The organism is Acidovorax sp. NN32, from assembly GCF_057597245.1.
Genome location: NZ_CP199679.1, coordinates 1,388,783 through 1,410,338 on the forward strand (window position 1 = coordinate 1,388,783; position 21,556 = coordinate 1,410,338).

The 21,556-nt window shown below is 65.7% G+C and carries 22 protein-coding genes and 1 tRNA gene; 18 read left to right on the forward strand and 5 right to left on the reverse strand.

The annotated features are described in order from the left end of the window. Positions 1–29: 29 nt before the first annotated feature. The 9 genes from ACT89O_RS06430 (at position 30) to ACT89O_RS06470 (ending at position 8,282) form a co-directional block, all read left to right on the forward strand. Positions 30–2,549, forward strand: a complete 2,520-nt coding sequence (locus tag ACT89O_RS06430; protein ID WP_487262129.1) for an ABC transporter permease — start codon at positions 30–32, stop codon at positions 2,547–2,549. A 94-nt stretch (positions 2,550–2,643) separates the two neighbouring features. Continuing rightward, positions 2,644–3,078 (forward strand): group II truncated hemoglobin, encoded by a 435-nt coding sequence (locus ACT89O_RS06435; protein WP_487262130.1) that lies wholly within the window; start codon positions 2,644–2,646, stop codon positions 3,076–3,078. A 190-nt stretch (positions 3,079–3,268) separates the two neighbouring features. After that, positions 3,269–3,838: a DUF2199 domain-containing protein gene (locus ACT89O_RS06440; protein ID WP_487262131.1), complete on the forward strand. Its 570-nt coding sequence runs from the start codon at positions 3,269–3,271 to the stop codon at positions 3,836–3,838. A gap of 58 nt (positions 3,839–3,896) precedes the next feature. Beyond that, on the forward strand, positions 3,897–4,391 hold the full coding sequence (locus ACT89O_RS06445) for a RidA family protein (protein ID WP_487262132.1): 495 nt from the start codon (positions 3,897–3,899) through the stop codon (positions 4,389–4,391). Positions 4,392–4,443: 52 nt separating this feature from the next. After that, positions 4,444–4,854, forward strand: coding sequence for a GFA family protein (locus ACT89O_RS06450; RefSeq protein WP_218298602.1), 411 nt, complete (start codon positions 4,444–4,446; stop codon positions 4,852–4,854). 5 nt (positions 4,855–4,859) lie between these two features. Then, complete coding sequence (locus ACT89O_RS06455; RefSeq protein ID WP_228898553.1) at positions 4,860–5,252, forward strand: GNAT family N-acetyltransferase; 393 nt, start codon at positions 4,860–4,862, stop codon at positions 5,250–5,252. Between the two features lie 14 nt (positions 5,253–5,266). Further along, positions 5,267–5,485, forward strand: a complete 219-nt coding sequence (locus ACT89O_RS06460; RefSeq protein ID WP_487262133.1) for a DUF7661 family protein — start codon at positions 5,267–5,269, stop codon at positions 5,483–5,485. Positions 5,486–5,568: 83 nt separating this feature from the next. Further along, a complete protein-coding gene (locus tag ACT89O_RS06465) occupies positions 5,569–7,632 on the forward strand; it encodes a bifunctional 2',3'-cyclic-nucleotide 2'-phosphodiesterase/3'-nucleotidase (RefSeq protein WP_487262134.1) in 2,064 nt (687 codons plus the stop codon). A gap of 122 nt (positions 7,633–7,754) precedes the next feature. After that, positions 7,755–8,282 (forward strand): midcut-by-XrtH protein, encoded by a 528-nt coding sequence (locus ACT89O_RS06470; protein ID WP_487255703.1) that lies wholly within the window; start codon positions 7,755–7,757, stop codon positions 8,280–8,282. A gap of 105 nt (positions 8,283–8,387) precedes the next feature. Here the strand turns inward: ACT89O_RS06470 and ACT89O_RS06475 are convergent, their stop codons facing one another. Continuing rightward, positions 8,388–9,137: a Smr/MutS family protein gene (locus ACT89O_RS06475; RefSeq protein WP_487262822.1), complete on the reverse strand. Its 750-nt coding sequence runs from the start codon at positions 9,135–9,137 to the stop codon at positions 8,388–8,390. A gap of 173 nt (positions 9,138–9,310) precedes the next feature. Beyond that, a complete protein-coding gene (gene radC, locus ACT89O_RS06480; RefSeq protein ID WP_055402240.1) occupies positions 9,311–10,024 on the reverse strand; it encodes a RadC family protein in 714 nt (237 codons plus the stop codon). An 88-nt stretch (positions 10,025–10,112) separates the two neighbouring features. Here radC and ACT89O_RS06485 point away from each other — a divergent pair, with 88 nt between their 5' ends. Next, the gene (locus ACT89O_RS06485) at positions 10,113–10,577 is read left to right on the forward strand and encodes an FKBP-type peptidyl-prolyl cis-trans isomerase (protein ID WP_487262135.1); all 465 of its coding nucleotides are present in this window, start codon (positions 10,113–10,115) and stop codon (positions 10,575–10,577) included. Next, on the forward strand, positions 10,577–11,572 hold the full coding sequence (gene ispH / locus ACT89O_RS06490; protein WP_055402245.1) for a 4-hydroxy-3-methylbut-2-enyl diphosphate reductase: 996 nt from the start codon (positions 10,577–10,579) through the stop codon (positions 11,570–11,572). The genes ACT89O_RS06485 and ispH overlap by 1 nt, the downstream gene beginning before the upstream one ends. A gap of 133 nt (positions 11,573–11,705) precedes the next feature. Here ispH and ACT89O_RS06495 read toward each other — a convergent pair whose 3' ends face one another. Then, on the reverse strand, positions 11,706–12,434 hold the full coding sequence (locus tag ACT89O_RS06495; protein WP_487262136.1) for a CBS domain-containing protein: 729 nt from the start codon (positions 12,432–12,434) through the stop codon (positions 11,706–11,708). A 168-nt stretch (positions 12,435–12,602) separates the two neighbouring features. Here ACT89O_RS06495 and ACT89O_RS06500 point away from each other — a divergent pair, with 168 nt between their 5' ends. From ACT89O_RS06500 to mnmH, 4 genes are all read left to right on the forward strand, one after another. After that, positions 12,603–13,544, forward strand: coding sequence for a threonine/serine dehydratase (locus ACT89O_RS06500; protein ID WP_055402251.1), 942 nt, complete (start codon positions 12,603–12,605; stop codon positions 13,542–13,544). Positions 13,545–13,576: 32 nt separating this feature from the next. Beyond that, positions 13,577–14,899 carry a serine--tRNA ligase gene (serS, locus tag ACT89O_RS06505; protein ID WP_228898544.1) on the forward strand — a complete coding sequence of 441 codons (1,323 nt, stop codon included), beginning with the start codon at positions 13,577–13,579 and terminating at the stop codon, positions 14,897–14,899. A gap of 142 nt (positions 14,900–15,041) precedes the next feature. Then, entirely contained in the window at positions 15,042–16,112 is a 1,071-nt protein-coding gene (selD, locus tag ACT89O_RS06510; protein WP_487262137.1) for a selenide, water dikinase SelD, read from the forward strand. 2 nt (positions 16,113–16,114) lie between these two features. Next, positions 16,115–17,227: a tRNA 2-selenouridine(34) synthase MnmH gene (gene mnmH, locus ACT89O_RS06515; RefSeq protein ID WP_228898540.1), complete on the forward strand. Its 1,113-nt coding sequence runs from the start codon at positions 16,115–16,117 to the stop codon at positions 17,225–17,227. Positions 17,228–17,520: 293 nt separating this feature from the next. On the opposite strand, the gene ACT89O_RS06520 is transcribed toward mnmH, so the two are convergent. Then, entirely contained in the window at positions 17,521–18,447 is a 927-nt protein-coding gene (locus ACT89O_RS06520; RefSeq protein ID WP_176888661.1) for a LysR family transcriptional regulator, read from the reverse strand. Positions 18,448–18,558: 111 nt separating this feature from the next. Here ACT89O_RS06520 and ACT89O_RS06525 point away from each other — a divergent pair, with 111 nt between their 5' ends. Continuing rightward, positions 18,559–19,764, forward strand: coding sequence for an alpha-hydroxy acid oxidase (locus ACT89O_RS06525; protein ID WP_487262138.1), 1,206 nt, complete (start codon positions 18,559–18,561; stop codon positions 19,762–19,764). A 104-nt stretch (positions 19,765–19,868) separates the two neighbouring features. On the opposite strand, the gene ACT89O_RS06530 is transcribed toward ACT89O_RS06525, so the two are convergent. Next, positions 19,869–19,958 (reverse strand) — tRNA-Ser (locus tag ACT89O_RS06530). A 231-nt stretch (positions 19,959–20,189) separates the two neighbouring features. On the opposite strand from ACT89O_RS06530, the gene ACT89O_RS06535 reads away from it, so the two are divergent. Further along, the gene (locus ACT89O_RS06535) at positions 20,190–20,810 is read left to right on the forward strand and encodes a hypothetical protein (RefSeq protein ID WP_121421008.1); all 621 of its coding nucleotides are present in this window, start codon (positions 20,190–20,192) and stop codon (positions 20,808–20,810) included. Between the two features lie 110 nt (positions 20,811–20,920). Further along, entirely contained in the window at positions 20,921–21,538 is a 618-nt protein-coding gene (locus ACT89O_RS06540) for a hypothetical protein (protein ID WP_291507061.1), read from the forward strand. Positions 21,539–21,556: the final 18 nt, after the last annotated feature.

Sequence of the window (21,556 nt, forward strand, 5' to 3'; positions counted from 1 at the left end):
GCGTTCCATTTGCGCTAAGGTTCAGCGCCATGAACCTGTCTTTTTTACGCTTGGGCTGGCGCACGCTGGCCCGTGACCTGCGCGCGGGCGAGTTGCGGCTGCTGATCGTGGCCGTTACGCTGGCGGTGGCAGCCCTCACGTCGGTCGGTTTTTTTGCCGACCGCCTGCAAGGTGGCCTGCAGCGCGATGCCTTGCAGCTGCTCGGCGGCGATGCCGTAGTGGCCAGCGACAACCCCACGCCCCCCGCCTTTGTCGAGCAGGCCAAGGCCCTGGGTCTGCAGACAGTGACCACGCTGGGCTTTCCGACCATGGGCCGCGCCAGTGACGCCCAGGGCGGCGCCAGCAAGCTGGTGGCGCTCAAAAGCGTGCCCCCGGGCTACCCGCTGCGTGGCAGCCTCAAGGTGGCAGACGCCCCCGGCGCGCTCGACCAGCCCACCCGCGACATCCCGGCGCGCGGCGAGGTGTGGGTGGATGCCCCGCTGCTCGAATCGTTGAACCTGGCGATGGGCGACATGCTGCTGCTGGGCGATGCGCAGCTGCGCATTGCACGCATCATCGTGATCGAGCCCGACCGCGGCGCCGGTTTCATGAGCTTCGCCCCACGGGTGATGGTGAACGAGGCCGACCTGCCGGCCACCGGCTTGGTGCAGCCCGCAAGCCGCCTGACCTACCGCTTCGCCGTCATCGGGTCGGCCCCTGCGGTCAAGGCGTTCAGCGAATGGGCTGTTGCCGAATCGAAAAAGCCCGACGTGCACGGCGTGCGCGTGGAGTCGCTCGAAAGCGGCCGCCCGGAAATGCGCCAGACGCTGGACCGCGCGCAGAAATTCCTGAGCCTGGTGGCCCTGCTGGCAGCGCTGCTGTCGGCCGTGGCCGTGGCCCTGGCCGCGCGCGGCTTTGCGGCCGAGCACCTGGATGCCTCGGCCATGCTGCGGGTGCTGGGCCAGAGCCAGCGCACCATTGCGGGCGCCTACACGGCCGAATTTGCGTTGGTGGGCCTGTTTGCCAGCTCATTGGGCGTGGCGCTGGGCTATCTGGTGCACTACGCCTTTGTGCTGCTGCTGGCGGGCCTGGTCGAGCCGGCCCTGCCGCCGCCCAGCCTGTGGCCCGTGGCGTTTGGGCTGGGCATGGGGCTCACGCTGCTGTTTGCCTTTGGTCTGCCGCCTGTGCTGCAGCTGGCCCAGGTGCCGCCGCTGCGGGTGATCCGGCGCGACGTGGGGGGGCTCAAGCCTGCCTCGCTGGCGGTGCTGGGCATTGGGGTGGCAGGCTTTGCCGCCTTGCTGCTCACGGTCAGCAGCGACATCACGCTGGGCCTGATTGCCGTGGGTGGCTTTGGCGGGGCGGTGGCCCTCTTTGCCGGGCTGTCGTGGGTGGCGGTGAAGCTGCTGCGCAAAAGTGTGAACGAGGCCACCGCGCCCCGCTGGCTGGTACTGGCCACACGGCAGATTTCTGCGCGCCCGGCCTATGCCGTGGTGCAGGTGAGCAGCCTGGCCGTGGGGCTGCTGGCGCTGGTGCTGCTGGTGCTGCTGCGCACCGACCTGGTGGACAGCTGGCGCAAGGCCACCCCGCCCGATGCGCCCAACCGTTTTGTGATCAACGTGATGCCCGACCAGGCCGACGCTTTCCAGCAGACGCTCAAGGACGGTGGCGTGGCCAAGTACGACTGGTACCCCATGATCCGGGGCCGCCTGCTGGCCGTGAACGGCAAACCCGTGGGCCCGGCGGACTACACCGACGACCGCGCCAAGCGCCTGGTGGACCGTGAGTTCAACCTGTCGAACGCCGTGGAGGCACCGCCCCACAACCAGGTGGTGGCCGGTGCTTGGACGCCGGGCGAAGAGGGCGCGATCAGCGTCGAAGAAGGCATTGCCGAAACCCTGGGCCTGAAGATGGGCGACCGCCTGCTGTTCGACATGGGCGGCGTGCAGAACGAGGCACGCATCACCAGCCTGCGCAAGGTGGACTGGGGCTCGATGCGGGCCAACTTCTTCGTGATGTACCCCGTGGCCACCGTCAAGGACGTGCCCGTGACCTACCTGGCGGCCTACCGTGCGCCCGAGACCAACGGCTTTGACAACGGTCTGGTGCGCCAGTTTCCCAACATCACCAACGTGGACATGGGCGCCACCATTGCCCAGGTGCAGCGCGTGCTGGAGCAGGTGATCCGCGCGGTCGAATTCCTGTTCGCCTTCACCCTGGCTGCTGGGCTGGTGGTGCTGTTCGCCGCCGTCACGGCCACGCGCGAAGAGCGTGCTCGCGAATACGCCATCATGCGCGCCGTGGGCGCCCGCGCCAGCCTGCTGCGGCAGGTGCAGCGCGCCGAGCTGATGGGCGTGGGCCTGCTCGCGGGCTTTCTGGCCAGCGCCGTGGCGGTGGGCGTGGGCTGGGCGTTGGCGCGCTTTGTGTTCGACTTCACCTGGACGGCTGCCCCCTGGGTGCCCCTGGCGGGCGCCGTGGCTGGGGCCGTGCTGGCGCTGGCTGCGGGCTGGTGGGGCCTGCGTGAGGTGTTGCTGCGCCCGGTGGTCGATACGCTGCGGCGCTCGGCAGAGTGAGCAGGTGCATGGCCTTGGCCTGTGTTGTAGTTGATTTGCTATATTTTCGATAGCTTGTTGCGCTTTATGGATAAGCGCTAGGGCCTGTTTTGCTATGAATTCTGATACCCCCCAAGCTGGTAGCGAAGGCACCGAAGCCGTGGCTGCCGTCATCCCCTTCGAATGGATCGGTGGCGAAAGCCGGGTGCGCGCTCTGGTCGAGCGCTTTTACGACCTGATGGACCTGGAGCCAGGCTACGCGGAGCTGCGGGCCGCCCACGGCAGCGACCTGGGTCAGGCGCGGCAAAAGCTGTTCATGTTCCTCTGCGGCTGGCTTGGCGGCCCCTCGTACTACACCGACCAGTTCGGCCACCCCCGGCTGCGCGCGCGCCACATGCCGTTTTCCATCGGTATCAAGGAGCGCGACCAGTGGGTGGCCTGCATGGACCAGGCCATGGGCGAGACCGGCGTGCCCGAAGACCTGCGCGCGCGCTTGAAGGAGAGCTTCATGGGCACGGCCGACTGGATGAGGAATCGGGGCGCCCCCTGAGCGGATGCGCTGGTTTACCCCTGAAGGGGGATGCACCCGGTGGACTGGCAGAGCCAGACCCTCGGGTGCACTGGCGGGGCCGCTGTCGCTGGCTTCGCGGGTGGACCCGTTCGCACGGCACGCCTGACGCGATGCGCCTGTTAAATTCGGGCTCCTCCCGTTACCCCGCCGGTTTCGCCGCCGCTGCGCCATGCCCCTGACCACCGTCCGCAAGACCACTGCACGCAAGACAGCAACGCCCTCCAAAGCGCGCAAGTCCGGCGAGCGCTCCGGTTTTCGCTGCGGCAGTTGCGGCGAGTGGCATGAAGAGCTGGCCACGGACATCGGCTGCGGCCTGCCCGACGCCGTGTTCGAGCTCAGCTACCTGGACCGCTACCGGCGCGCCCGCTACAACCAGGATTTCTGCACGCTCGACGGCAAGCGATGGTTCATCCGCTGCGTGCTGCCCGTGCCCTTCACCTATCGGGATGACTATTTCGGCTGGGGCGTCTGGGTAGAGGTGACGCAGCAGCAGCACGACCAATACCTCGTCTTCTTCGAGGAGAGTGGCGGCACACCGCCGGTCATTCAAGGCACGGTCGCCAACCAGCTCAAGGGCTACCGCGCCACGCAGGGCCTGTCCGTGCGCCTGGACATGGACCCGGACCGCCGCCCGCTGGCCTACCTGCTGCCCACATCGCGCCATGCGCTGGCGCGGGAGCAGCGCAAGGGCATGGACGCCGAGCGCCACCATGCGCTGATAAGGCCCTTCGAGGGGTGATGTGACGTTGCCGTCGTCGCCCTTCTTCATTGTCTGCACTCCACTTGTTTGTCTTCATATGTCACGCGACCAACGTTTTCAGGAACAGGCCCAGGCCCTGGGCTACAGCTTCGATGGCGAGATCAAGATCGGCGGCAACTACGTGCCGCTGGTCCGTGATGGGCACCACATCTACCTGAGCGGCCAGATCCCGCGTGTGGGCGACACGGTGGTGGTCACCGGGGACGCGGGTGCCGGGGCGTCGCTGGCCGATGCGCAGAAGGCTGCGAAGGTGTGCGCGATGCGCGCACTGGCGCTGTTGCAACGCGCGCTGGGCTCGCTTGATGCGGTGCAATCCATCCTGCGCATCACGGTCTACGTGCAGTCGGCGCCGACATTCACGCAGCAAAGCGAGGTGGCCGACGGTGCGTCGGAAATCCTGTTTACCGTGCTGGGTGAGGCGGGCGCGCACACCCGCACGTCGGTGGGCGTGCTGCAGCTGCCCAAGAACGCGACGGTGGAGGTGGACCTGATCGCTTCAGTGAGCCCCTCTGCCGCAGCTGCTGCACCTTGAGCCTACACGGTCACTGCATCGCATCGCGCCCATCCCCCAAGGAAGAACGGCCATGAACAACCCCGTTGTGCACCAAGGAAGCTGTCTGTGTGGCGGCGTCCGCTATGAGACCACCGCGCCCGTCAAGGCCTCATCGCATTGCCACTGCGCCATGTGCCGCAAGGCCCATGGCGCAGCGTTCGCCAGCTATGGCAACGTGCGGCGCGAGCACCACCGCTTCGTCCAGGGCCAGGCGCTGGTGCGCACCTACCAGTCTTCGGCCCAGGTCACACGCACGTTCTGCTCGGTGTGTGGCTCGCCCCTGCTGTGGCACAGCGAGGGCGCCCACGCCGACTGGGTGGCCGTGCCGCTGGGCACGCTGGACACGCCCTACGACACGCCGCCCCAAAAACACATCTACGTGGACTCCAAAGCCCCCTGGGTCGTGATCGGGGATGGCTATCCGCAAGAGCCGCAGGGGTAGGGGCCATGGCGGTCAGAGACCTTGTTGATCAGGACCTTCCGCAGGTGTATGCCTTGCTGGTTGCGCACGGCTGGTCGCACCGGCTAGGCACCCTGTCGAAGTTCGAGGCGCTGGTGGCTGCGTCGCAGTGCAACTTGGTGGCGCTGCACGGGGACGAGGTGGTGGGCTATGCGCGCGCCATTACTGACGGGCTGAGCAATGGTTATTTGTCCATGCTGGTCGTGGCCCCTGCGTTTCGGGGCCGGGGGCTGGGGCGCGCGTTGGTGCAACAAGCATTGGCCAAGGCGCCCGCAGCCACCTGGGTGTTGCGCGCTGGCCGTCCAGGTGCATCCGAATTTTTTGCGAGAATGGGTTTTGCTCCGTCGGCGATTGCAATGGAGCGCACACGCTCCACCTGACACGCTTGAATCCCATGAACCACCCGCGTTTCCATGTTTTTGGCCGCATCGTCGAGGTGCGGCGCGAAGGTGCGCTGTGGCAGGCCTACCGCGTGGGCGCTGATGGTAAACGCACACCCTCAGGCTTTGTGATCCCCGACTTTGTCGAAGAACATGAACTGGCGCAGTTCCTCGATGACCTGTTCCACGAAAGTGCTTCGCCGCACAACGGCGACGTGCACCGCATCGACTGACATCCTGACGACGGGGTGCCGCGTCACACCGCTGTCAAACCCCTGCCAGACACTCGGTCCCTTCTTTCACCCAGGGACTGTTCATGTCTGCGCGCACTCCAATCCATTCGCTTCTTTCTTCGCACATGTCGCGCCGCGTTGCCGCGCTAGGCATGGTGGCACTGGCGGCTTCGCTGGCTGCTTGCGGTGGCAGCGACGACAGCAGTAACAATGCGGGCGCCACGGCCACGCTGGCCGTGCTGGAGACCACCGACCTGCACTTCAACGTGCGCAGCTACGACTACTTCAAGCTGGCCGAGGACAAGAGCTATGGCTTTGAGCGCACGGCCACGCTGGTGCGCGCCGCGCGCAAGGAGTTTGCCAATACGCTGCTGGTGGACAACGGCGACACCATCCAGGGCACGGCGCTGGCCGACTACGAAGCCACTATCAACCCCATCCCCTGCACGCAGCAGCTGTCGATGTACAAGGCCATGGGCTCCCTGGGCTTTGACGCGGGCACCCTCGGCAACCACGAATTCAACTACGGCTTGCCCTTTCTGAACCAGGTGCTGGGCGGCGGCCTGGATGTGGACGGCGTGGATGGCTCCAAGAAGTGCGCTGGCGCGGGCTTCCCGGTGGTGCTGGCCAATGTGGTCAGCAACAAGACCAAGAAGCCGCTGGTGCAGCCCTACACGCTGCTGGAGCGCACCCTGGTGGCCAAGAGCGCGGATGGCAAGGACGTGAAGCTGCCCATCAAGATCGGCGTGATCGGCTTCACCACGCCGGGCATCATGAACTGGGACAAGCGCTACCTCGAAGGCAAGGTCACTACCGAAGGCGCGGTGGAGGCGGCCAGCAAGTACGTGCCCGAACTGCGCGCCAAGGGCGCTGACCTCGTGGTGGCTCTTCTGCACGGCGGGCTGGACGGCGCGGCGTATTCGCCCACCATGGAGAACCCCGGCCTGTACCTGTCGAAGGTGGCTGGCATCGATGCGATGGTGATGGGCCACCAGCACGGCGTGTTCCCCGACACGGCGGCCATCCCCGGCTTCAAGCTGCCGGGGGTGGACCACAAGGCTGGCACCATCAACGGCGTGCCAGCGGTGATGGCCAGCTCCTGGGGCAAGGCCTTGGGTGTGGTGCAGCTCGCGCTGCAGTGGGATGGCACCAAGTGGGTGGTCAACAAGTCCGCCAGCAAGAGCGAGTTGCGCAACATCCAGAGCAAGAACGCTGCGGGCACGACGGTCACCGTGGATGCCGACCCTGCCATCGCCCCGCTGATCGAGACGCAGCACCAGGCCGCGATCCAGTACGTGAAGACGCCCATCGGCCAGACCGACTTCCGCATGAGCACGCTGTTTGCCGATGTGGGTGACCCGGGCGCGATTCAGATCGTGAACCAGGCCCAGCAGGCCTATGTGGCGGCCTATGTCAAGGCCAACCTGCCGCAGTATGCGCAGCTGCCCGTGCTGTCGGTGAGTGCGCCGTTCAAGAGCGGCTTCCAGGGCGGCGCTGACTACACCGACGTGGCCGTGGGCCCGCTGGCCATCAACAACGCAGCTGACCTCTACCTGTACCCCAACACGGTGTATGCGGTGAAGGTCAATGGTGGCGACATCAAGAACTGGCTGGAGGCCGCCGCCAAGCGCTTCAACCAGATCGACCCTGCCAAGACCGGCGAGCAGCAGCTCATCAGCACGTTCCCTGGGTACAACTTTGACATGTTCACCACCGCCGACGTGCAGTACGAGATCGACGTGACGCAGCCCGTGGGCAGCCGCATCAAGAACTTGAGCTACCTGGGCAAGCCCATCGACGTGGCGCAGGAGTTTGTGATCGCCACCAACAACTACCGCGCCACCAGCGGCAAGAGCTTTATCGACAAGCTCGATGGATCGGGCACGATCTGGGCCTCACCCGATGCGAACCGGGATGTGGTGATCGACTACATCCGCAAGAACCCGGCGGTGACCCGCGTGGCCAACGGCGCGGCCAAGAGCTGGCGCTTTGCCAAGGCCACGGTGGCGAGCCCGGTGGTGTTCAGCTCGGGCGCCAATGCGCTGAGCGTGGCACAGGCGGGCGGGCTGGCCAATGTGTCGCTGCTGGCGGCCGATGATGGATCGGGCAAGGGCACGTCGAAGTACGCGATCGACCTCTCGAAGTAAGTCTGGACGGACACAAATACCGCTCTTGGAGACAAAGTGTTACGTGTTAGAGTGACCGCCATGGGTGGAGCAGGCTCCTCTATTGGGGGCTCATTGCCCGCCATTCTCTTTTTGGAGTCACTATGAACCGAACCGCTATCCGCCGCTGGGCCTGTGCTGGCCTGGGGCTGTTTTCCTCTTTGGCAGCGCTGGCGCAGCCGGCTTCCGGCGGAGTCATCAGCTTTGGACTGAGTTCCTCGATCCCCACGTTGTCTGACTTGGGGATGCTGGCTTTGGTGGGTGCCCTGGGATTGCTGGCTTGGAATGCCTTTCGGCGCCAGGGGCAGAGCGGCAGGTTCTACTCACTGCTGGCGGCAGCCGTGGGGGTGACCCTGGTGCTGGGCAGCGTCTTTGGTGCACGCAATGCGTACTCGAACGGCAGCATTGATGCGGCCAACTACATCGGGTCTTCGTACAACTTCCCTGCCAATATTGATGAGGTGGTCTACAACTCCGGGGATGAAGATGTGTTGATCCTGGGCATCCAGGCGACCCCCGGTTACACCATCGTTACGCCAAATACCTTGCCCCAGTGCCAGGTAGGTATGCGGATCCCTGCCCACAGCGCCATCCCCTTCTGCTACGTCAGAGTGCAGGGTGGTCCGGTTTGACCGGAAGCTTCACGGCCAAATTCTGGAAGCGTATCGTGCAGATGATGCTGTAGTGATTGCTCTGAAATAGATAGCGCCCAGTGCTTTTCTGTCAAGCGCTAGGCCCTATTTTCGCAGCATCTTCTGCGCCGAGCGTAGCAGGACCACCAACGCACCTGCTCCACCTTCATCCCCCCGGGCTTGCACAAAGGCCAGGACTTCGTTCTTCTGCACCAGCCAACTGTGCACCCGGCCTTTGAGGACCGGGCTCTTTCCCGGTGAGCCCAGGCCCTTGCCGTGCACCACGCGCACGCAGCGCAGGCCGGTCTTGTGGGCGTGGCGGATGAAGTCGCCCAGCGCCTCGCGCGCCTCGTCCACGCGCAGGCCGTGCAGGTCCAGCTGGCGCTGGATGCTCCAATGGCCCGCGCGCAGGCGGCTCGTCACTTCCACGCCGATGCCGGGGCGGCGGAAGCTCAACTGGTCGTCTGTGTCCAGCAGCGTGGTCACGTCAAAGTCGTCGCTGATGGATTCGCGCAGCACGCGCTCTTCGTCCAGCCAGTGCTGCACGGGCAGCGGCGGGGGCTGGTGCTTGCGCAGCCGCGCCACGTTGGGGTTGCGCAGCGGCGTGACGGGGCCCACGCTGCGGCTGAAGAGGTGGCGCTCGGCCTCGGCCCGGGCTGCTGCTTCGCGCCGGGCTTTGTCTTCGGCCTCGCGGCGCTCCTGGTCCTCGCGCAGGCGGCGGGCCACGGTGGCCAGGTCCTGCAGTTGGGTGATGCGTTCGCCTGCCCGGCGAGGGGCAGGGGGTGCGCGGCGTCGGGGCGGTGCCGGGTTGTCACCGATGCCGGGCGGCGTAGGGGCATGACGAATAGGCCGCATCGCCGCCTTGGCCGCTGCCTTCTTGTCGGCCAAACCTGCGCGCCGGGCGGACCGGGGCACGGCGGTTGGGGCAGGGGCAGGCTGGGCGGCGCCCATAGGGCCTTCGGAGCCGCGCGCAGCGCGTGCCAGTGCGGCGTGCAGTGCCGTAGGCGGGTGGGCCGGTGCAGGCGCAGTCACACCAGGCCCTTTTCCGCCATCGACAGCGCCTGGCCGGGCGCCACGATCACATGGTCGAGCACGCGCACATCCACCAGTGCCAGCGTGGTCTTCAGGGTCTGCGTCAGCGCCTCGTCGGCCCGGCTGGGCTGCACGCTGCCGCTGGGGTGGTTGTGGGCCAGCACCACGGCGGCGGCCTGGTGGTGCAGGGCGCGCAGCACCACCTCGCGCGGGTACACGCTGGTCTGCGTGAGCGTGCCGCGAAACAGCTCCTCCAGCGCCAGCAGGCGGTTTTGTGCATCGAGGAACAGCACCGCAAACACCTCGTGCCCCTTGGCCGCCAGGTGCAGTTGCAGGTAGTGTTTGACGGTATCGGGCGAGTCGAACACCTCGCGCTCGCGCAGTTGCTGGGCCAGGGCGCGGCGAGCCAGCTCCAGCACCGCCACCAGTTCGGCGCGTTTGGCGGGGCCCAGGCCCTTGATGCGCTCCAGGTCGGCCGCGCTGGTGTGCAACAGCCCGGCAATGCCCCCGAAGCCGCCGTTGATGGCACCGGTGTCCGGGTCGATACCGGGCGGGTCCAGCAGCTCCTGCGCCATCTGCAGCACGCCCTTGCCCACGATGCCGGTGCGCAGCAGGATGGCCAGCAGCTCGGCATCGGCCAGCGCGGCGGGGCCGCGCGCCAGCAGTTTTTCGCGGGGCTGTGCGTCGGCGGGCAGGTCTTTGATGGCCATGGAAGAGGAGGTGGGACGCGCCAGCAGCGGTGGCGGCGGTAGGGGTTTGCCCGGTTTTCTACAATCGCGGCAGTTTATCGGGACTCTCATGACCTCTATTTCCACCTCCCTTCCCACTGTTCAGCCGGGTTCCTTCCTCACGCTGCACTACCGCCTGGCCGGTCCGGCGGGGGATGTGATCAACACCTTCACTGACAAACCCGCCACCCTGTCGCTGGGCACCGGCGAGTTGTCGCCCGCCATGGAACAGCGCCTGCTAGGCCTGGCCGAAGGCACGCGCACCACCTTTGAGCTGGCTGCTGGCGAAGCCTTTGGCGAGCGCAATGCCGACATGCAGCAGTGGGTGGCGCGCAAGCTGATGAACGAGCTGGGCGACCCCGACGAAAATTACAACGTGGGCGACGTGGTGCAGTTCCCCACGCCCGACGGCCAGGGCAGCTACGCGGGGGCCGTGATGCAGGTGCGTGACGACGGCGCGGTGCTGTTCGACTTCAATCACCCTCTGGCGGGCCAGCCGGTGACCTTTGAAGTGCAACTGATCGGGATCCTGTGATGCAGGCGCCGCAAGAGATCCTGCTGGCCGAGCCGCGCGGGTTTTGCGCAGGGGTGGACCGCGCCATCGAGATCGTGGAGCGCGCCATCCAGAAGTTTGGCGCCCCCATCTACGTGCGCCACGAGATCGTGCACAACACCTACGTGGTGAACGACCTCAAGGCCAAGGGCGCGATCTTTATTGAAGAGCTGTCGGACGTGCCCCCGGGCGCCACGCTGGTCTTCAGCGCCCACGGCGTGAGCAAGGCCGTGCAGCAAGAGGCCGTGGCGCGTGGCTTCAGCATTTTTGACGCCACCTGCCCGCTGGTGACCAAGGTGCACGTCGAAGTGGCCAAGCTCGCCAAAGAGGGCTACGAGTTCATCATGATCGGCCACAAGGGCCACCCCGAGGTCGAGGGCACCATGGGCCAGCTCGACCATGGCATCCACCTGGTGGAAGACGTGGAAGACGTGGCCCGGGTGCAGCCGCGGCAGACCGAGAAGCTGGCCGTGGTCACGCAGACCACACTGAGCGTGGACGATGCGGCCGAAATCTCTGCCGCCGTGCGCGCGCGCTTTCCCAGCGTGCGCGAGCCCAAGCAGCAGGACATCTGCTACGCCACCCAGAACCGCCAGGATGCCGTCAAGGTGCTGAGTCCGCAGGTGGATGTGGTGATCGTGGTGGGGAGCCCCACCAGCTCCAACAGCAACCGCCTGCGCGAGCTGGCCGCCAAGCTGGGCACCACCGCCTACATGGTGGACAGCGCCGACGAGCTGAAGGGCGAATGGTTTGATGGCCTCGCCCGCGTGGGGCTGACCGCCGGAGCCTCGGCGCCGGAAATCCTGGTGCAGCAGGTCATCGACCGCATCAAGGCGCTGGGCGCTGTGTCGGTACGCACCATGGCGGGCATCGAGGAAACCATCAAGTTCCCGCTGCCCAAGGGGCTCAAAATCGACGCGACCACCGGCTTGAGCATCACCGAACGCACGCCAGAGACCGGGCCTGCGGGGCATTGATCTGGGGCAGCGGGCACCTCATGGGAAGGTGTTTGTTGGTTTTTGCTTCTTAATTGATAGCTGTTAGCGCTTGATGGATAAGCGCTAGGGCCTGATTTGAATCCTGTTTTGTCGCCGTGCAGGATGGGTTGCGCTACAGCGCCATCGCAGGCCCGCTCCACAAATCCAGCGGTGGGTCCGCCGCCACCGCGCGCAGGATGTCGGTGCGGGAGATAAAACCCGACAGCACGCCCGCCTCGTCGGTCACCGGCAGGCCGGGCAGGCCCGTGTCCAGCAGCACGGCGGCCACGCGGCGCAGCTCGGTGTCGGGCGACACGGTGGGCACGGGGCTCACCATCACCTCGGATACCGGGCGGCGCGCCAGGTCGATGGCCTGCTTGACGGCACCGGGCTCGGGCAGCAGGTCCAGCGGCGCCATGTCGGCTCGCAGCAGCAGGCCAATCACGCGGCCCAGCGCATCCACGACCGGCGCCTGCGCCACCTTGTGCTCGGCCAGGGTCTGCCAGGCATCGTTCACGCGCACACCGGGCGCCACACTCACGCCACCGGTGGTCATCACGTCGCTCACCTTGGTCAGCGGCTGGCGGGCGGTGGCCTGGGGGCCTTGTTCGGTTTGCGCATAGGCGCTCACGGCGTCGTGCATGCGCAGGTTGACGATGGCGGCAGGTGCGGCAGCGCTGGCATGGGCTGCAGTGGGGCGGGGCGAGGCCGTGAAGATGGGCCCCGGCTGACCATCTTGCGCGTCCATGGCCCGCGTGCGCAGGGCCTGCGGGCGCTGCACGCTGCGCACCGCAGAAATACGCGCCAGGTTTTCAGGGCCACCCCGGTACATCTGGCCCGACGGGCCGAACACAAAGAACATGCTTTTTCTCCTGCGCGCAGGCCGACCACCGCGTTGGGGTGGGAACTGCTCTGCCCATGTTATCGGCAGTTGTGCGGCGCGCGTGCAGTCAGCGTTGTGTCTGCATGTTGCGGGCAACCCCTACACTGCCCCTTCTTTTGACCCCACCAGCTTCACCGGAGCCCCTGCATGATCGACCGCGCCGCCATCGCCGCCGCCCGCCACCAACTGGCCACCCAGCCTGATTTTTTGCGCACCACGCCGCTGATGCGCGTTTCTGGCAAGTCCCTGGGCGTGGATTGCGCCGAGGTCTGGCTCAAGCTGGAGCACCTGCAGGTGGGCGGCAGCTTCAAGGCGCGCGGCATGTTGTACCGCCTCCTGGCCAACCCGGTGCCCGAGAGTGGCGTGATCATTGCCTCAGGCGGCAACGCCGGAATTGCCGTGGCTGCTGCCGCCAAGGCGCTGGGTGTGCGCTGCGAGGTGTTTGTGCCCGAGGTGTCGCCCGAGGCCAAGCGCGCCCGGCTGCGCGCGCTGGGCGCCGAGGTGGTCGTCACCGGCGCTGCCTATTCACAAGCCTTCGAGGCCTGCGTGGCCCGCCAGAAGGCCACCGGCGCGCTGCAGGCCCACGCCTACGACCAGCCCGAGGTGGTGGCCGGTGCAGGCACCTTGGCACTGGAGATGGAAGAGCAGGGTGGCCGTCTGCCCGACACGGTGCTGGTCAGTGTGGGCGGCGGTGGCCTCATCGGCGGCGTGGCCGCGTGGGTGGAGAGCCGCGCCCATGTTGTCGCGTTGGAGCCGGAACTTGCGCCCACCCTGCACGCGGCGCGCGCCGCAGGCCAGCCGGTGGATGTGGACGTGGGTGGCGTGGCCGCTGATTCCCTCGGCGCGCGCCGCATCGGCGCCATTGGCTGGGAGGTCAGCCAGCGCCATGTGCACGATGCCCTGCTGCTGCCCGACGACGCCATCCGCGCCGCCCAGCTGTGGCTGTGGAAAGAGCTGAAACTGGCCGTGGAGCCCGCTGCCGCGCTGGGCCTGGCGGCGCTGCAGATCGGTGCCTACAAGCCCCAGCCGCAGGAAACGGTGGCCCTCATTCTCTGCGGCGCCAACTTCGACCCGGCAATCCTTGCCTGAGCCCAGTCCGACCACCCCTTTAAAATCCAGCCATGCTTGACATTCTTCTCCTCCGCAAAGACCTCGACACCGCCATCGCGCGGCTGGAAACCCGCAAAAAGCCCCAGGCCTTCCTAGACGTCTCCGCTTTCCAGGCCCTGGAGTCCGAGCGCAAGACGCTGCAGACCCGCACCGAAGAGCTGCGGGCTCAGCACAACCAGCTGTCCAAGCAGGTCGGCATGCTCATAAGCCGGGGCGACAAGGATGGTGCCGAAGCCATCAAGGCCCAGGTGGCTGCAGGCAAGGTGGAACTGGAGCAATCCGCCGCCCGCCTGGAACAGATCCTGTCCGAACTTCAGGCCATGTTGGTGGCCGTGCCCAACCTGCCGCATGAATCGGTGCCTGTGGGCAGCGACGAAGCGGGCAACGTGGAAGTGCGTCGCTGGGGTACGCCCGGCACCTTTGCCTTCGAAGTGAAAGACCACGTTGACGTAGGTACCCCGCTGGGGCTCGATTTCGACATGGGCGTCAAGCTCTCGGGCTCGCGCTTCACCGTGATGAAGGGGCCCATTGCCCGCCTGCACCGTGCCCTCAGCCAGTTCATGCTGGACGTTCAGACCCAGGAGCATGGCTACACCGAGTGCTATGTGCCCTACGCGGTGAACGCCGATTCCCTCAAGGGCACCGGCCAGCTGCCCAAGTTTGAAGGCGATCTGTTTGCCGCCAAGAAGGGCGGCCAGGACGGCGAGCCTGTGCCGGACAACGCTGCGCTGTACCTGATCCCCACCAGCGAAGTACCGCTGACCAACTTTGTGCGCGACGTGGTAGTGGCCGAATCCGACCTGCCCATCAAGCTCACGGCCCACACGCCGTGCTTCCGTTCTGAGGCTGGCAGCTACGGCCGCGACACGCGCGGCATGATCCGCCAGCACCAGTTCGACAAGGTCGAGATGGTGCAGATCGTGCATCCCGACAAGAGCTACGAAGCGCTGGAAGAAATGACCCGCCACGCAGAGACCGTCCTGCAGAAGCTGGGCCTGCCCTACCGCGTGATGAGCTTGTGCACCGGCGACATGGGCTTTGGCGCCGCCAAGACCTACGACCTGGAAGTGTGGCTGCCCGCACAGAACACTTACCGCGAGATCAGCTCGGTGAGCAACTGCGAAGCTTTCCAGGCACGCCGCCTGCAGGCCCGTTTCAAGAACGCACAAGGCAAAAACGAACTGCTGCACACCCTGAACGGCTCTGGTCTGGCCGTGGGCCGCACGCTGGTGGCGGTGCTGGAAAACTATCAGCGTGCGGACGGAACCGTCGAGGTTCCGGCCGTTCTCCGTCCCTACATGGGCGGAGTGTCGGAGCTGACACCCGCGGCCTGACCGGCCTACGTGTTGCGCCCCGGATCGGCTTTGGCCGGGCGCACCCCGCAGGGCCTGCCCACGCAAATCAAATGCGCGGGCAGGCCCTGTTGTTTTTGCGGCCCCGCAATGGTTGTGGGCGCCGATTCGGGACAATGCGGCCATGACTTCTCCCGACACCCCTCCTGGCAACGCCTCCCCCAGCACCCCCATCCGTCTCACCCAATACAGCCACGGTGCAGGCTGTGGCTGCAAGATCAGCCCCAAGGTGCTCGACGTGATCCTGGCGGGCAGCGGCGCCCAGAACCTGGACCCGCGCCTGTGGGTGGGCAATGCGTCGCGGGACGACGCTGCCGTGTACGCGCTGGACGACGAACGCGGTGTGGTGTCCACCACCGACTTTTTCATGCCCATCGTGGACGACCCGTTCGACTTCGGGCGTATTGCTGCCACCAATGCCATCAGTGACATCTATGCCATGGGTGCAGACCCCCTGATGGCCATTGCCATCCTGGGTTGGCCGGTGAATGTGCTGCCGGCCGAGGTGGCACGCGAGGTGGTACGCGGCGGACGCGCGGTGTGCGACGCTGCAGGCATTCCGCTGGCCGGCGGGCATTCGATAGATGCGCCGGAGCCCATCTTCGGGCTGGCCGTGACGGGCGTGGTGGAAAAACGCCACCTCAAACGCAACGACACCGCCACGGCGGGCTGCCGCCTGTACCTGACCAAGCCGCTGGGGATCGGCATCCTCACCACCGCAGAGAAAAAGGCCAAGCTGCGGCCCGAGGACGTAGGCCGCGCGCGCGACTTGATGTGCACCCTCAACCAGCCCGGCAGCCGTTTTGGCAAGTTGCCGGGCGTCATGGCCATGACCGATGTCACGGGCTTTGGCTTGCTGGGCCACCTGGTCGAGATGGCCGAGGGCAGTGGCCTGACGGCGGTCCTTGACTATGCCGCCGTACCGCGCCTGAGCGGCGTGGAGTACTACCTGGCCGAAGGCTGCGTGCCCGGCGGCACCCAGCGCAACTTCGACAGCTATGGCGCCAGGATTGCGCCGCTGGACGACACGCAGAAGCAACTGTTGTGCGACCCACAGACCAGCGGCGGCTTGTTGGTTGCCGTGGCACCCGAAGGCGAAAGCGATTTTCTGCAAGTGGCAGCCGGGTGTGGCTTGCAGCTTGCGCCCATCGGCCACTTGACGGCGCGACAGGCCTTCGCTGTCGTTTTGGGTTGACCATGGAGAACCTGGCCGACTACCGGCACATCTTTCTGAACGATGTGCCCATGATGGATGTGCGTGCACCCGTGGAGTTTGCCCAGGGGGCTTTCCCTGCAGTGGTCAACCTACCCTTGATGGACGATGCCGAGCGCCAGCAGGTGGGAACCTGCTACAAGCAGCGGGGCCAGCAGGCGGCCATTGCGCTGGGGCACTCGCTGGTATCCCGCGACATCAAGCGGGCGCGCATCCAGGCCTGGGCCGAGTTTGCGCGGGCACATCCGCAGGGCGTGCTCTATTGTTTTCGCGGCGGCTTGCGCTCCCAGATCGTCCAGCAGTGGCTGCAGAGCGAAGCGGGCATCGACTACCCCCGCGTGATTGGTGGTTACAAGGCCATGCGCACCTTCCTGCTGCAGACCACGCAGGCTGCTGCCCAGGAATGCCGGTTTGTGGTGCTTGGCGGGCTCACGGGCACCGGCAAGACCGAGTTGATTGAACAGCTGGCCAGCGGACTTGACCTGGAGCGGCACGCGAACCACCGGGGATCCAGCTTTGGCCAGCGTGTGAGCGGCCAGCCCGCGCAGATTGATTTCGAGAACCAGCTGGCCATCGACATCCTCAAGAAGCGCGCGGCAGGGCAGCGGCTGTTCGTCGTCGAGGACGAGGGCCGGCATGTGGGGCGCTGCGCTGTGCCGCTGGAGCTGAGGCTGTGCCTGGAGCAGGCCCCGATGGTGTATGTCGAGGAGCCCTTTGAAGCCAGGGTCGAGCGCATCCTGCGGGACTACGTGGTCGCGCAGTGCGCCGAGTTTTGTGCTGCGCAGGGCGAGGTGCAGGGGTTTGACGCCTTCTCTGCCCGCCTGCTGGAAAGCCTGGACAAACTGCACAAGCGCCTGGGGGGAGATCGTCACCAGATGCTGCGGGCGACGATGCTCCGCGCCCTGGCCCAGCAGAAGGCGCAGGGCGATGCTGCGCAGCACCGCGACTGGATCACGGCGCTGCTGCGGTGTTACTACGACCCCATGTACGCCTACCAGCGCGAGAGCCGGGCTGACCGCATTGAGTTTCAAGGGGCATACGGTGAAGTCCTGGCGTATTTGCGGGAACGCGCCGGGCCCTCAAGCTGCCAGTCGTAGGGACCCTCTGCACGAATCACCGCGCCGTGTGCATCTGCGGCCTCGGGCGGTCTGTGGCGTTGCAAATACTCGCGCTAGCTACGGCTATTGCTGCGTTTTTGCGCCTTGCAGCCCATCCCGCTCCGCAGCGCCCACTTGCCGTTCAATTCGTGCAGAGGATCCCTAGGGATGTCCTGCATAACTCCCTGCGGTCTGTGATAGCGCGGTCTCGGGCAGTCCGCTGCGTTGCTTTTCTTGCCAATAGCCCGGCTATTGGCTGCCAAAAGACGCCTTGCGGCCCCACCCGATCCGCACTACCACCGACTCGCGAGGGTTATGCAGGACATCCCTAGCGCAGGCGACACCGAAAAGTCCACCTCTGCCTGCGCCAGGCGTTGCATGGCGGGGATCAGTGCCCGCGCATCACCTCGGCGCCACTGGAAGCTGTATTGCAGCGGCGCTAGTGGCGTGCGTGCGCCCGGGGCGCGTAAACCCAGCGGGCCCACCCACCCCGAGGGCAGAAACCCCACACCCACTCCTGCGCGCAGCATGCCCGCCACGGCCCCCAGGCTGTTGCACAGGATGTGCTCGCGGACGGTGACACCTTGCGCCAGCAACCAGTCGTCCAGCAGCCGCGTGGTGCCAGCGCCTGGCGGCAGCGTGACGAGGGGATACTGCTGCAGCAACGCTTTGATGCCCAGGCGGCTGGCGCCCGCCAGCCTGGGTGACAGGGCCCAGGCGAAGCGCGCGGCGCCCACGGGCTGAGATAGCAGTGTGCTGCGCGACGAGCGTCCTGCGATCACGGCGAAGTCCAGTTCGCCGTCGTCCAGGCGGCGCTCCAGCGCCCCGCCCACATCCACGCAAGGTTCCAGAGCCAGGCGTGGGTGCGTTCGCCGCACTGCCGCCACCAAGGTGGGCAGCCACGTGAGCGCAGAGAGGTCGCCCACGCCAAAACGGCAGCGGCCCGCAAGCTCCTCGCGGGAGCCCAGCGTATGGCCCAGCGCCGCCATGGCGTTGAGTACTTCCAGTGCGGCCGGCAGCAGACGCTCCCCCGCCTCGGTGAGCACGGCACGGTGCCCGCTGCGGTCGAACAGCGACTGGCCCAGCGTGGACTCCAGTTCGCTGATGCGTTTGGACAGCGACGAGACCGACAGGTGCACCCGCTCCGCTGCCGTGGCGAAATTGGCGCAGGTGGCCGCCCACCAGAAGGCTTCAAGTTGTTTGACCGAGGGATGGGGCATGTGCAGAGATATTGGCAAAAAGCGAACAAAGTCATTCTAAATATTCCGCTTTTATTCACTGATACGGAAATCTACAGTGGCGCTGATCCCTCAACGCAATGACCATCTGCCATGCCCGTCTCCACTGCTACGCCGTTTACCACCGCGCCGCGCTCGCCTGCTGTATTGCGCCGCATGCTGTCGCTGCACGACTTTGAGGACGCCGCGCGCAGGCGTCTGCCCCGGCCCATCTTCGGGTACATCGCCGGTGCGGCGGAGGACAACGCCTCGCTGCGCGACAACCGCGCGGCGTTTGGAGACTTTGCCTTCGTGACGCGGGTCCTGCGAGATGTATCGCAACGGTCGCAATCCGTCGAACTCTTTGGCGAACGCTACAGCAGCCCTTTCGGGATAGCGCCCATGGGCATCAATGCGCTGTCCACCTACCGGGGCGATCTTGTGCTGGCGAGTGCTGCACGGCGCATGGGCATTGCGTCTGTGATGAGCGGTACGTCGCTGATTCCGATGGAAGACGTGGCCCGCGACAGCCCGGGCACCTGGTTCCAGGCCTACCTACCTGGCGACCAGGCACGCATTGATGCGCTCATCGACCGCGTGGAGCGTGCGGGTTTTCGCACCCTCGTCGTCACGGTGGATATCCCCATCTCCGCCAACCGCGAGAACAACATCCGCACGGGTTTCTCCACACCCTTGCGCCCCAGCCTGCGTCTGGCATGGGATGGCCTCGTTCGGCCGCGTTGGGTGGCGGGAACCTTTTTGCGCACGCTGCTGCGCCACGGCATGCCGCACTTTGAAAATTCGTTCGCCACGCGCGGTGCGCCCATTGTTTCTTCCACGGTCCTGCGCGACTTCTCGGCGCGCGACCATTTGAGCTGGCGCCACATTGAGGCCATTCGCCGCCGCTGGAAGGGGCCCTTGGTCGTGAAGGGCCTGCTCAGCGTGGAGGACGCGTTGCAGGCGCAGCATGCCGGGGCCGATGGCGTGGTGCTGTCCAACCACGGGGGGCGCCAGCTCGACGGGGCCATATCGCCCATGCGCGTGCTGGAAGACGTGGTCGCGGCCGTGGGCCCGAGTTACCCGGTGCTGGTGGATGGGGGCTTTCGGCGCGGCTCCGACGTGCTCAAGGCCATCGCGCTGGGTGCGCGCCTAGTTCTGGTGGGCCGACCCTTCAACTATGCCGCCGCCGTTGCCGGTGAAGCGGGGGTGCTCCACGCAATCACCCTGCTGCGCGACGAGGTCGATCGCAACCTCGCCATGCTCGGCGCCACGGGTTGCAGCGAACTGGGGCCCCAGCACATCGCGCGCCAGAGAAGCTGAGGGATGGATTACAAGGGACGGCGGTGGTGTCGCCCTTGTCCGTTCACGATGCGCCAAAGAAAAAGCCCTGCGCTATCGATTAAATAGCATCAGGGCTTTGTCAGTGGCGGAGAGGGTGGGATTCGAACCCACGGTAGTGTTGCCACTACGCCTGATTTCGAGTCAGGTACATTCGACCACTCTGCCACCTCTCCTGTGTGTCGAAGCCTGCGAGTATAGCAAGTTTTTCAGGGACACCAGCGCCTCTCTCTATCTTCCACGCCAAATGCGGTCGCTTGCCGTGGGCCAGCGCGCGCCGTCTGGTGGAGCTCCCGCCTGTAATTGCCTGTAATCGCTTTGCTTTGCGGGCCTGCCTACAGTCGCATCACTGCTTCAAAAACGCAGTGCCAAGCAACCCAGCGACAGGACATCAGGTAGGAGTCCCCATGGATATCAAGCTGCGATTTGTGAACCAGTCCCGCGACGGCAATAAGTCGGAGGTGGTGATGTATCAGAAGAACCAGCTCACCGGCATGGCCTCGCTGGCAATGGCCTGGAAGGTGATCCGGTTCTGCGGGCGTGACTGCTATCACCCCTTTGCGTTTCCGGCAGGTTTCGAGGTGGGTGTTGCCGATGAGTACGGCAATTTTTCACCCCGCATGGCCGCAGAGAACGGCCAGATGCTCCGGCTGGAGTCCACCGCATCGGGGGGACGGCGCCTGCGGCGTGCAGGGCTGGCCAGCGCATCCTCTGAAATCGATGTGCTCAACGACCTGGGCCAGGGCGCGGTCAATATCTGCGTCTTCAGAGATGGTCGGATGGTGGGCATGAAAACTGCCGTCACACCGGGCCAAAAGGCAGTTTTTCAATACCAGCCGGTGCTGTGGATTGGCGTGGCGTCCCAGGTTGCGCAGGGCTCGGCCATCAGCTCTGCTGTCATGAGCAATGCCAATACCGAGCTGTCGTTATTGGGCATCGCCAGCGCAGACATCGTGATGTCGGGCGGGGGGCCTGGCGAGGGCTCCACACCCTACGAATTCAATCTCGAAAACATCGTGCAGATCTGACCATCCGGGCAGGTCTGCATCCACAGAGTTCGCTTTTCGGGCTTCAAGGCCGGGGGGCAAACGGGCAACGCATGGCGTGTTGCCACCACTTTCACCAACAGGAGAAACTCATGGGCGTTCAACTCAATTTCATCAACAACTCCAACGACACGAACAACTCGGAGGTCGTGATATTCCAGAAGAATGTCGCCACCAATTTTGACGAACTGGCGGTGGCCTGGCAGGTCATCAAGTACTGTGGCCAGGGCGACAACCATCCGTTCACCTTCCCCATGGGCATGCAGGTGGGGGCCAGTGACAGCTACGGCAACTACACGCCCCAGCTGGATGCCCAGAACGGCGAACTGTTCCAGATGTCCTTGACCACGTCTGGCGACCGGCTCGTGCGCGCAGGCAGCGGCACCAGTTCCAAGGAAGTGCAGGTGCTCAACGCGCTGCCCAAGGGGGCCATCAACGCCAGTTGCTACAAGGACGGGAAGCTCCTGGCCATCAAGACCTCGATCGCGCCCCAGCAAAAAGCGGTGTTTGAGTTCAAACCCACCATCTGGATTGGTGTGGCCTCCCAGGTCGTGCAGGGCCAGGTCATGAACTCGGCCATCATCTCCAACATCAACACCGAGCTGTCCCTCCTGGGCATTGCTAGCGCGGACATTGTGATGACGGGTGGCGGCCCTGGCGCCAACTCGACGCCGTTCGCGTTCAACCTCGAAAACATTGTGATGTGCTGAAGCGGTGCGTCGGTGCGG

What these genes read in the sequence shown, in the direction of transcription:
- ACT89O_RS06430 (WP_487262129.1), top strand. Translation starts at nt 30, where the DNA reads ATGAACCTGTCTTTTTTACGCTTGGGCTGGCGCACGCTGGCCCGTGAC.
- ACT89O_RS06435 (WP_487262130.1), top strand. Translation starts at nt 2,644, where the DNA reads ATGAATTCTGATACCCCCCAAGCTGGTAGCGAAGGCACCGAAGCCGTG.
- ACT89O_RS06440 (WP_487262131.1), top strand. Translation starts at nt 3,269, where the DNA reads ATGCCCCTGACCACCGTCCGCAAGACCACTGCACGCAAGACAGCAACG.
- ACT89O_RS06445 (WP_487262132.1), top strand. Translation starts at nt 3,897, where the DNA reads ATGTCACGCGACCAACGTTTTCAGGAACAGGCCCAGGCCCTGGGCTAC.
- ACT89O_RS06450 (WP_218298602.1), top strand. Translation starts at nt 4,444, where the DNA reads ATGAACAACCCCGTTGTGCACCAAGGAAGCTGTCTGTGTGGCGGCGTC.
- ACT89O_RS06455 (WP_228898553.1), top strand. Translation starts at nt 4,860, where the DNA reads ATGGCGGTCAGAGACCTTGTTGATCAGGACCTTCCGCAGGTGTATGCC.
- ACT89O_RS06460 (WP_487262133.1), top strand. Translation starts at nt 5,267, where the DNA reads ATGAACCACCCGCGTTTCCATGTTTTTGGCCGCATCGTCGAGGTGCGG.
- ACT89O_RS06465 (WP_487262134.1), top strand. Translation starts at nt 5,569, where the DNA reads ATGTCTGCGCGCACTCCAATCCATTCGCTTCTTTCTTCGCACATGTCG.
- ACT89O_RS06470 (WP_487255703.1), top strand. Translation starts at nt 7,755, where the DNA reads ATGAACCGAACCGCTATCCGCCGCTGGGCCTGTGCTGGCCTGGGGCTG.
- ACT89O_RS06475 (WP_487262822.1), bottom strand. Translation starts at nt 9,137, where the DNA reads ATGCGGCCTATTCGTCATGCCCCTACGCCGCCCGGCATCGGTGACAAC.
- radC (WP_055402240.1), bottom strand. Translation starts at nt 10,024, where the DNA reads ATGGCCATCAAAGACCTGCCCGCCGACGCACAGCCCCGCGAAAAACTG.
- ACT89O_RS06485 (WP_487262135.1), top strand. Translation starts at nt 10,113, where the DNA reads ATGACCTCTATTTCCACCTCCCTTCCCACTGTTCAGCCGGGTTCCTTC.
- ispH (WP_055402245.1), top strand. Translation starts at nt 10,577, where the DNA reads ATGCAGGCGCCGCAAGAGATCCTGCTGGCCGAGCCGCGCGGGTTTTGC.
- ACT89O_RS06495 (WP_487262136.1), bottom strand. Translation starts at nt 12,434, where the DNA reads ATGTTCTTTGTGTTCGGCCCGTCGGGCCAGATGTACCGGGGTGGCCCT.
- ACT89O_RS06500 (WP_055402251.1), top strand. Translation starts at nt 12,603, where the DNA reads ATGATCGACCGCGCCGCCATCGCCGCCGCCCGCCACCAACTGGCCACC.
- serS (WP_228898544.1), top strand. Translation starts at nt 13,577, where the DNA reads ATGCTTGACATTCTTCTCCTCCGCAAAGACCTCGACACCGCCATCGCG.
- selD (WP_487262137.1), top strand. Translation starts at nt 15,042, where the DNA reads ATGACTTCTCCCGACACCCCTCCTGGCAACGCCTCCCCCAGCACCCCC.
- mnmH (WP_228898540.1), top strand. Translation starts at nt 16,115, where the DNA reads ATGGAGAACCTGGCCGACTACCGGCACATCTTTCTGAACGATGTGCCC.
- ACT89O_RS06520 (WP_176888661.1), bottom strand. Translation starts at nt 18,447, where the DNA reads ATGCCCCATCCCTCGGTCAAACAACTTGAAGCCTTCTGGTGGGCGGCC.
- ACT89O_RS06525 (WP_487262138.1), top strand. Translation starts at nt 18,559, where the DNA reads ATGCCCGTCTCCACTGCTACGCCGTTTACCACCGCGCCGCGCTCGCCT.
- ACT89O_RS06535 (WP_121421008.1), top strand. Translation starts at nt 20,190, where the DNA reads ATGGATATCAAGCTGCGATTTGTGAACCAGTCCCGCGACGGCAATAAG.
- ACT89O_RS06540 (WP_291507061.1), top strand. Translation starts at nt 20,921, where the DNA reads ATGGGCGTTCAACTCAATTTCATCAACAACTCCAACGACACGAACAAC.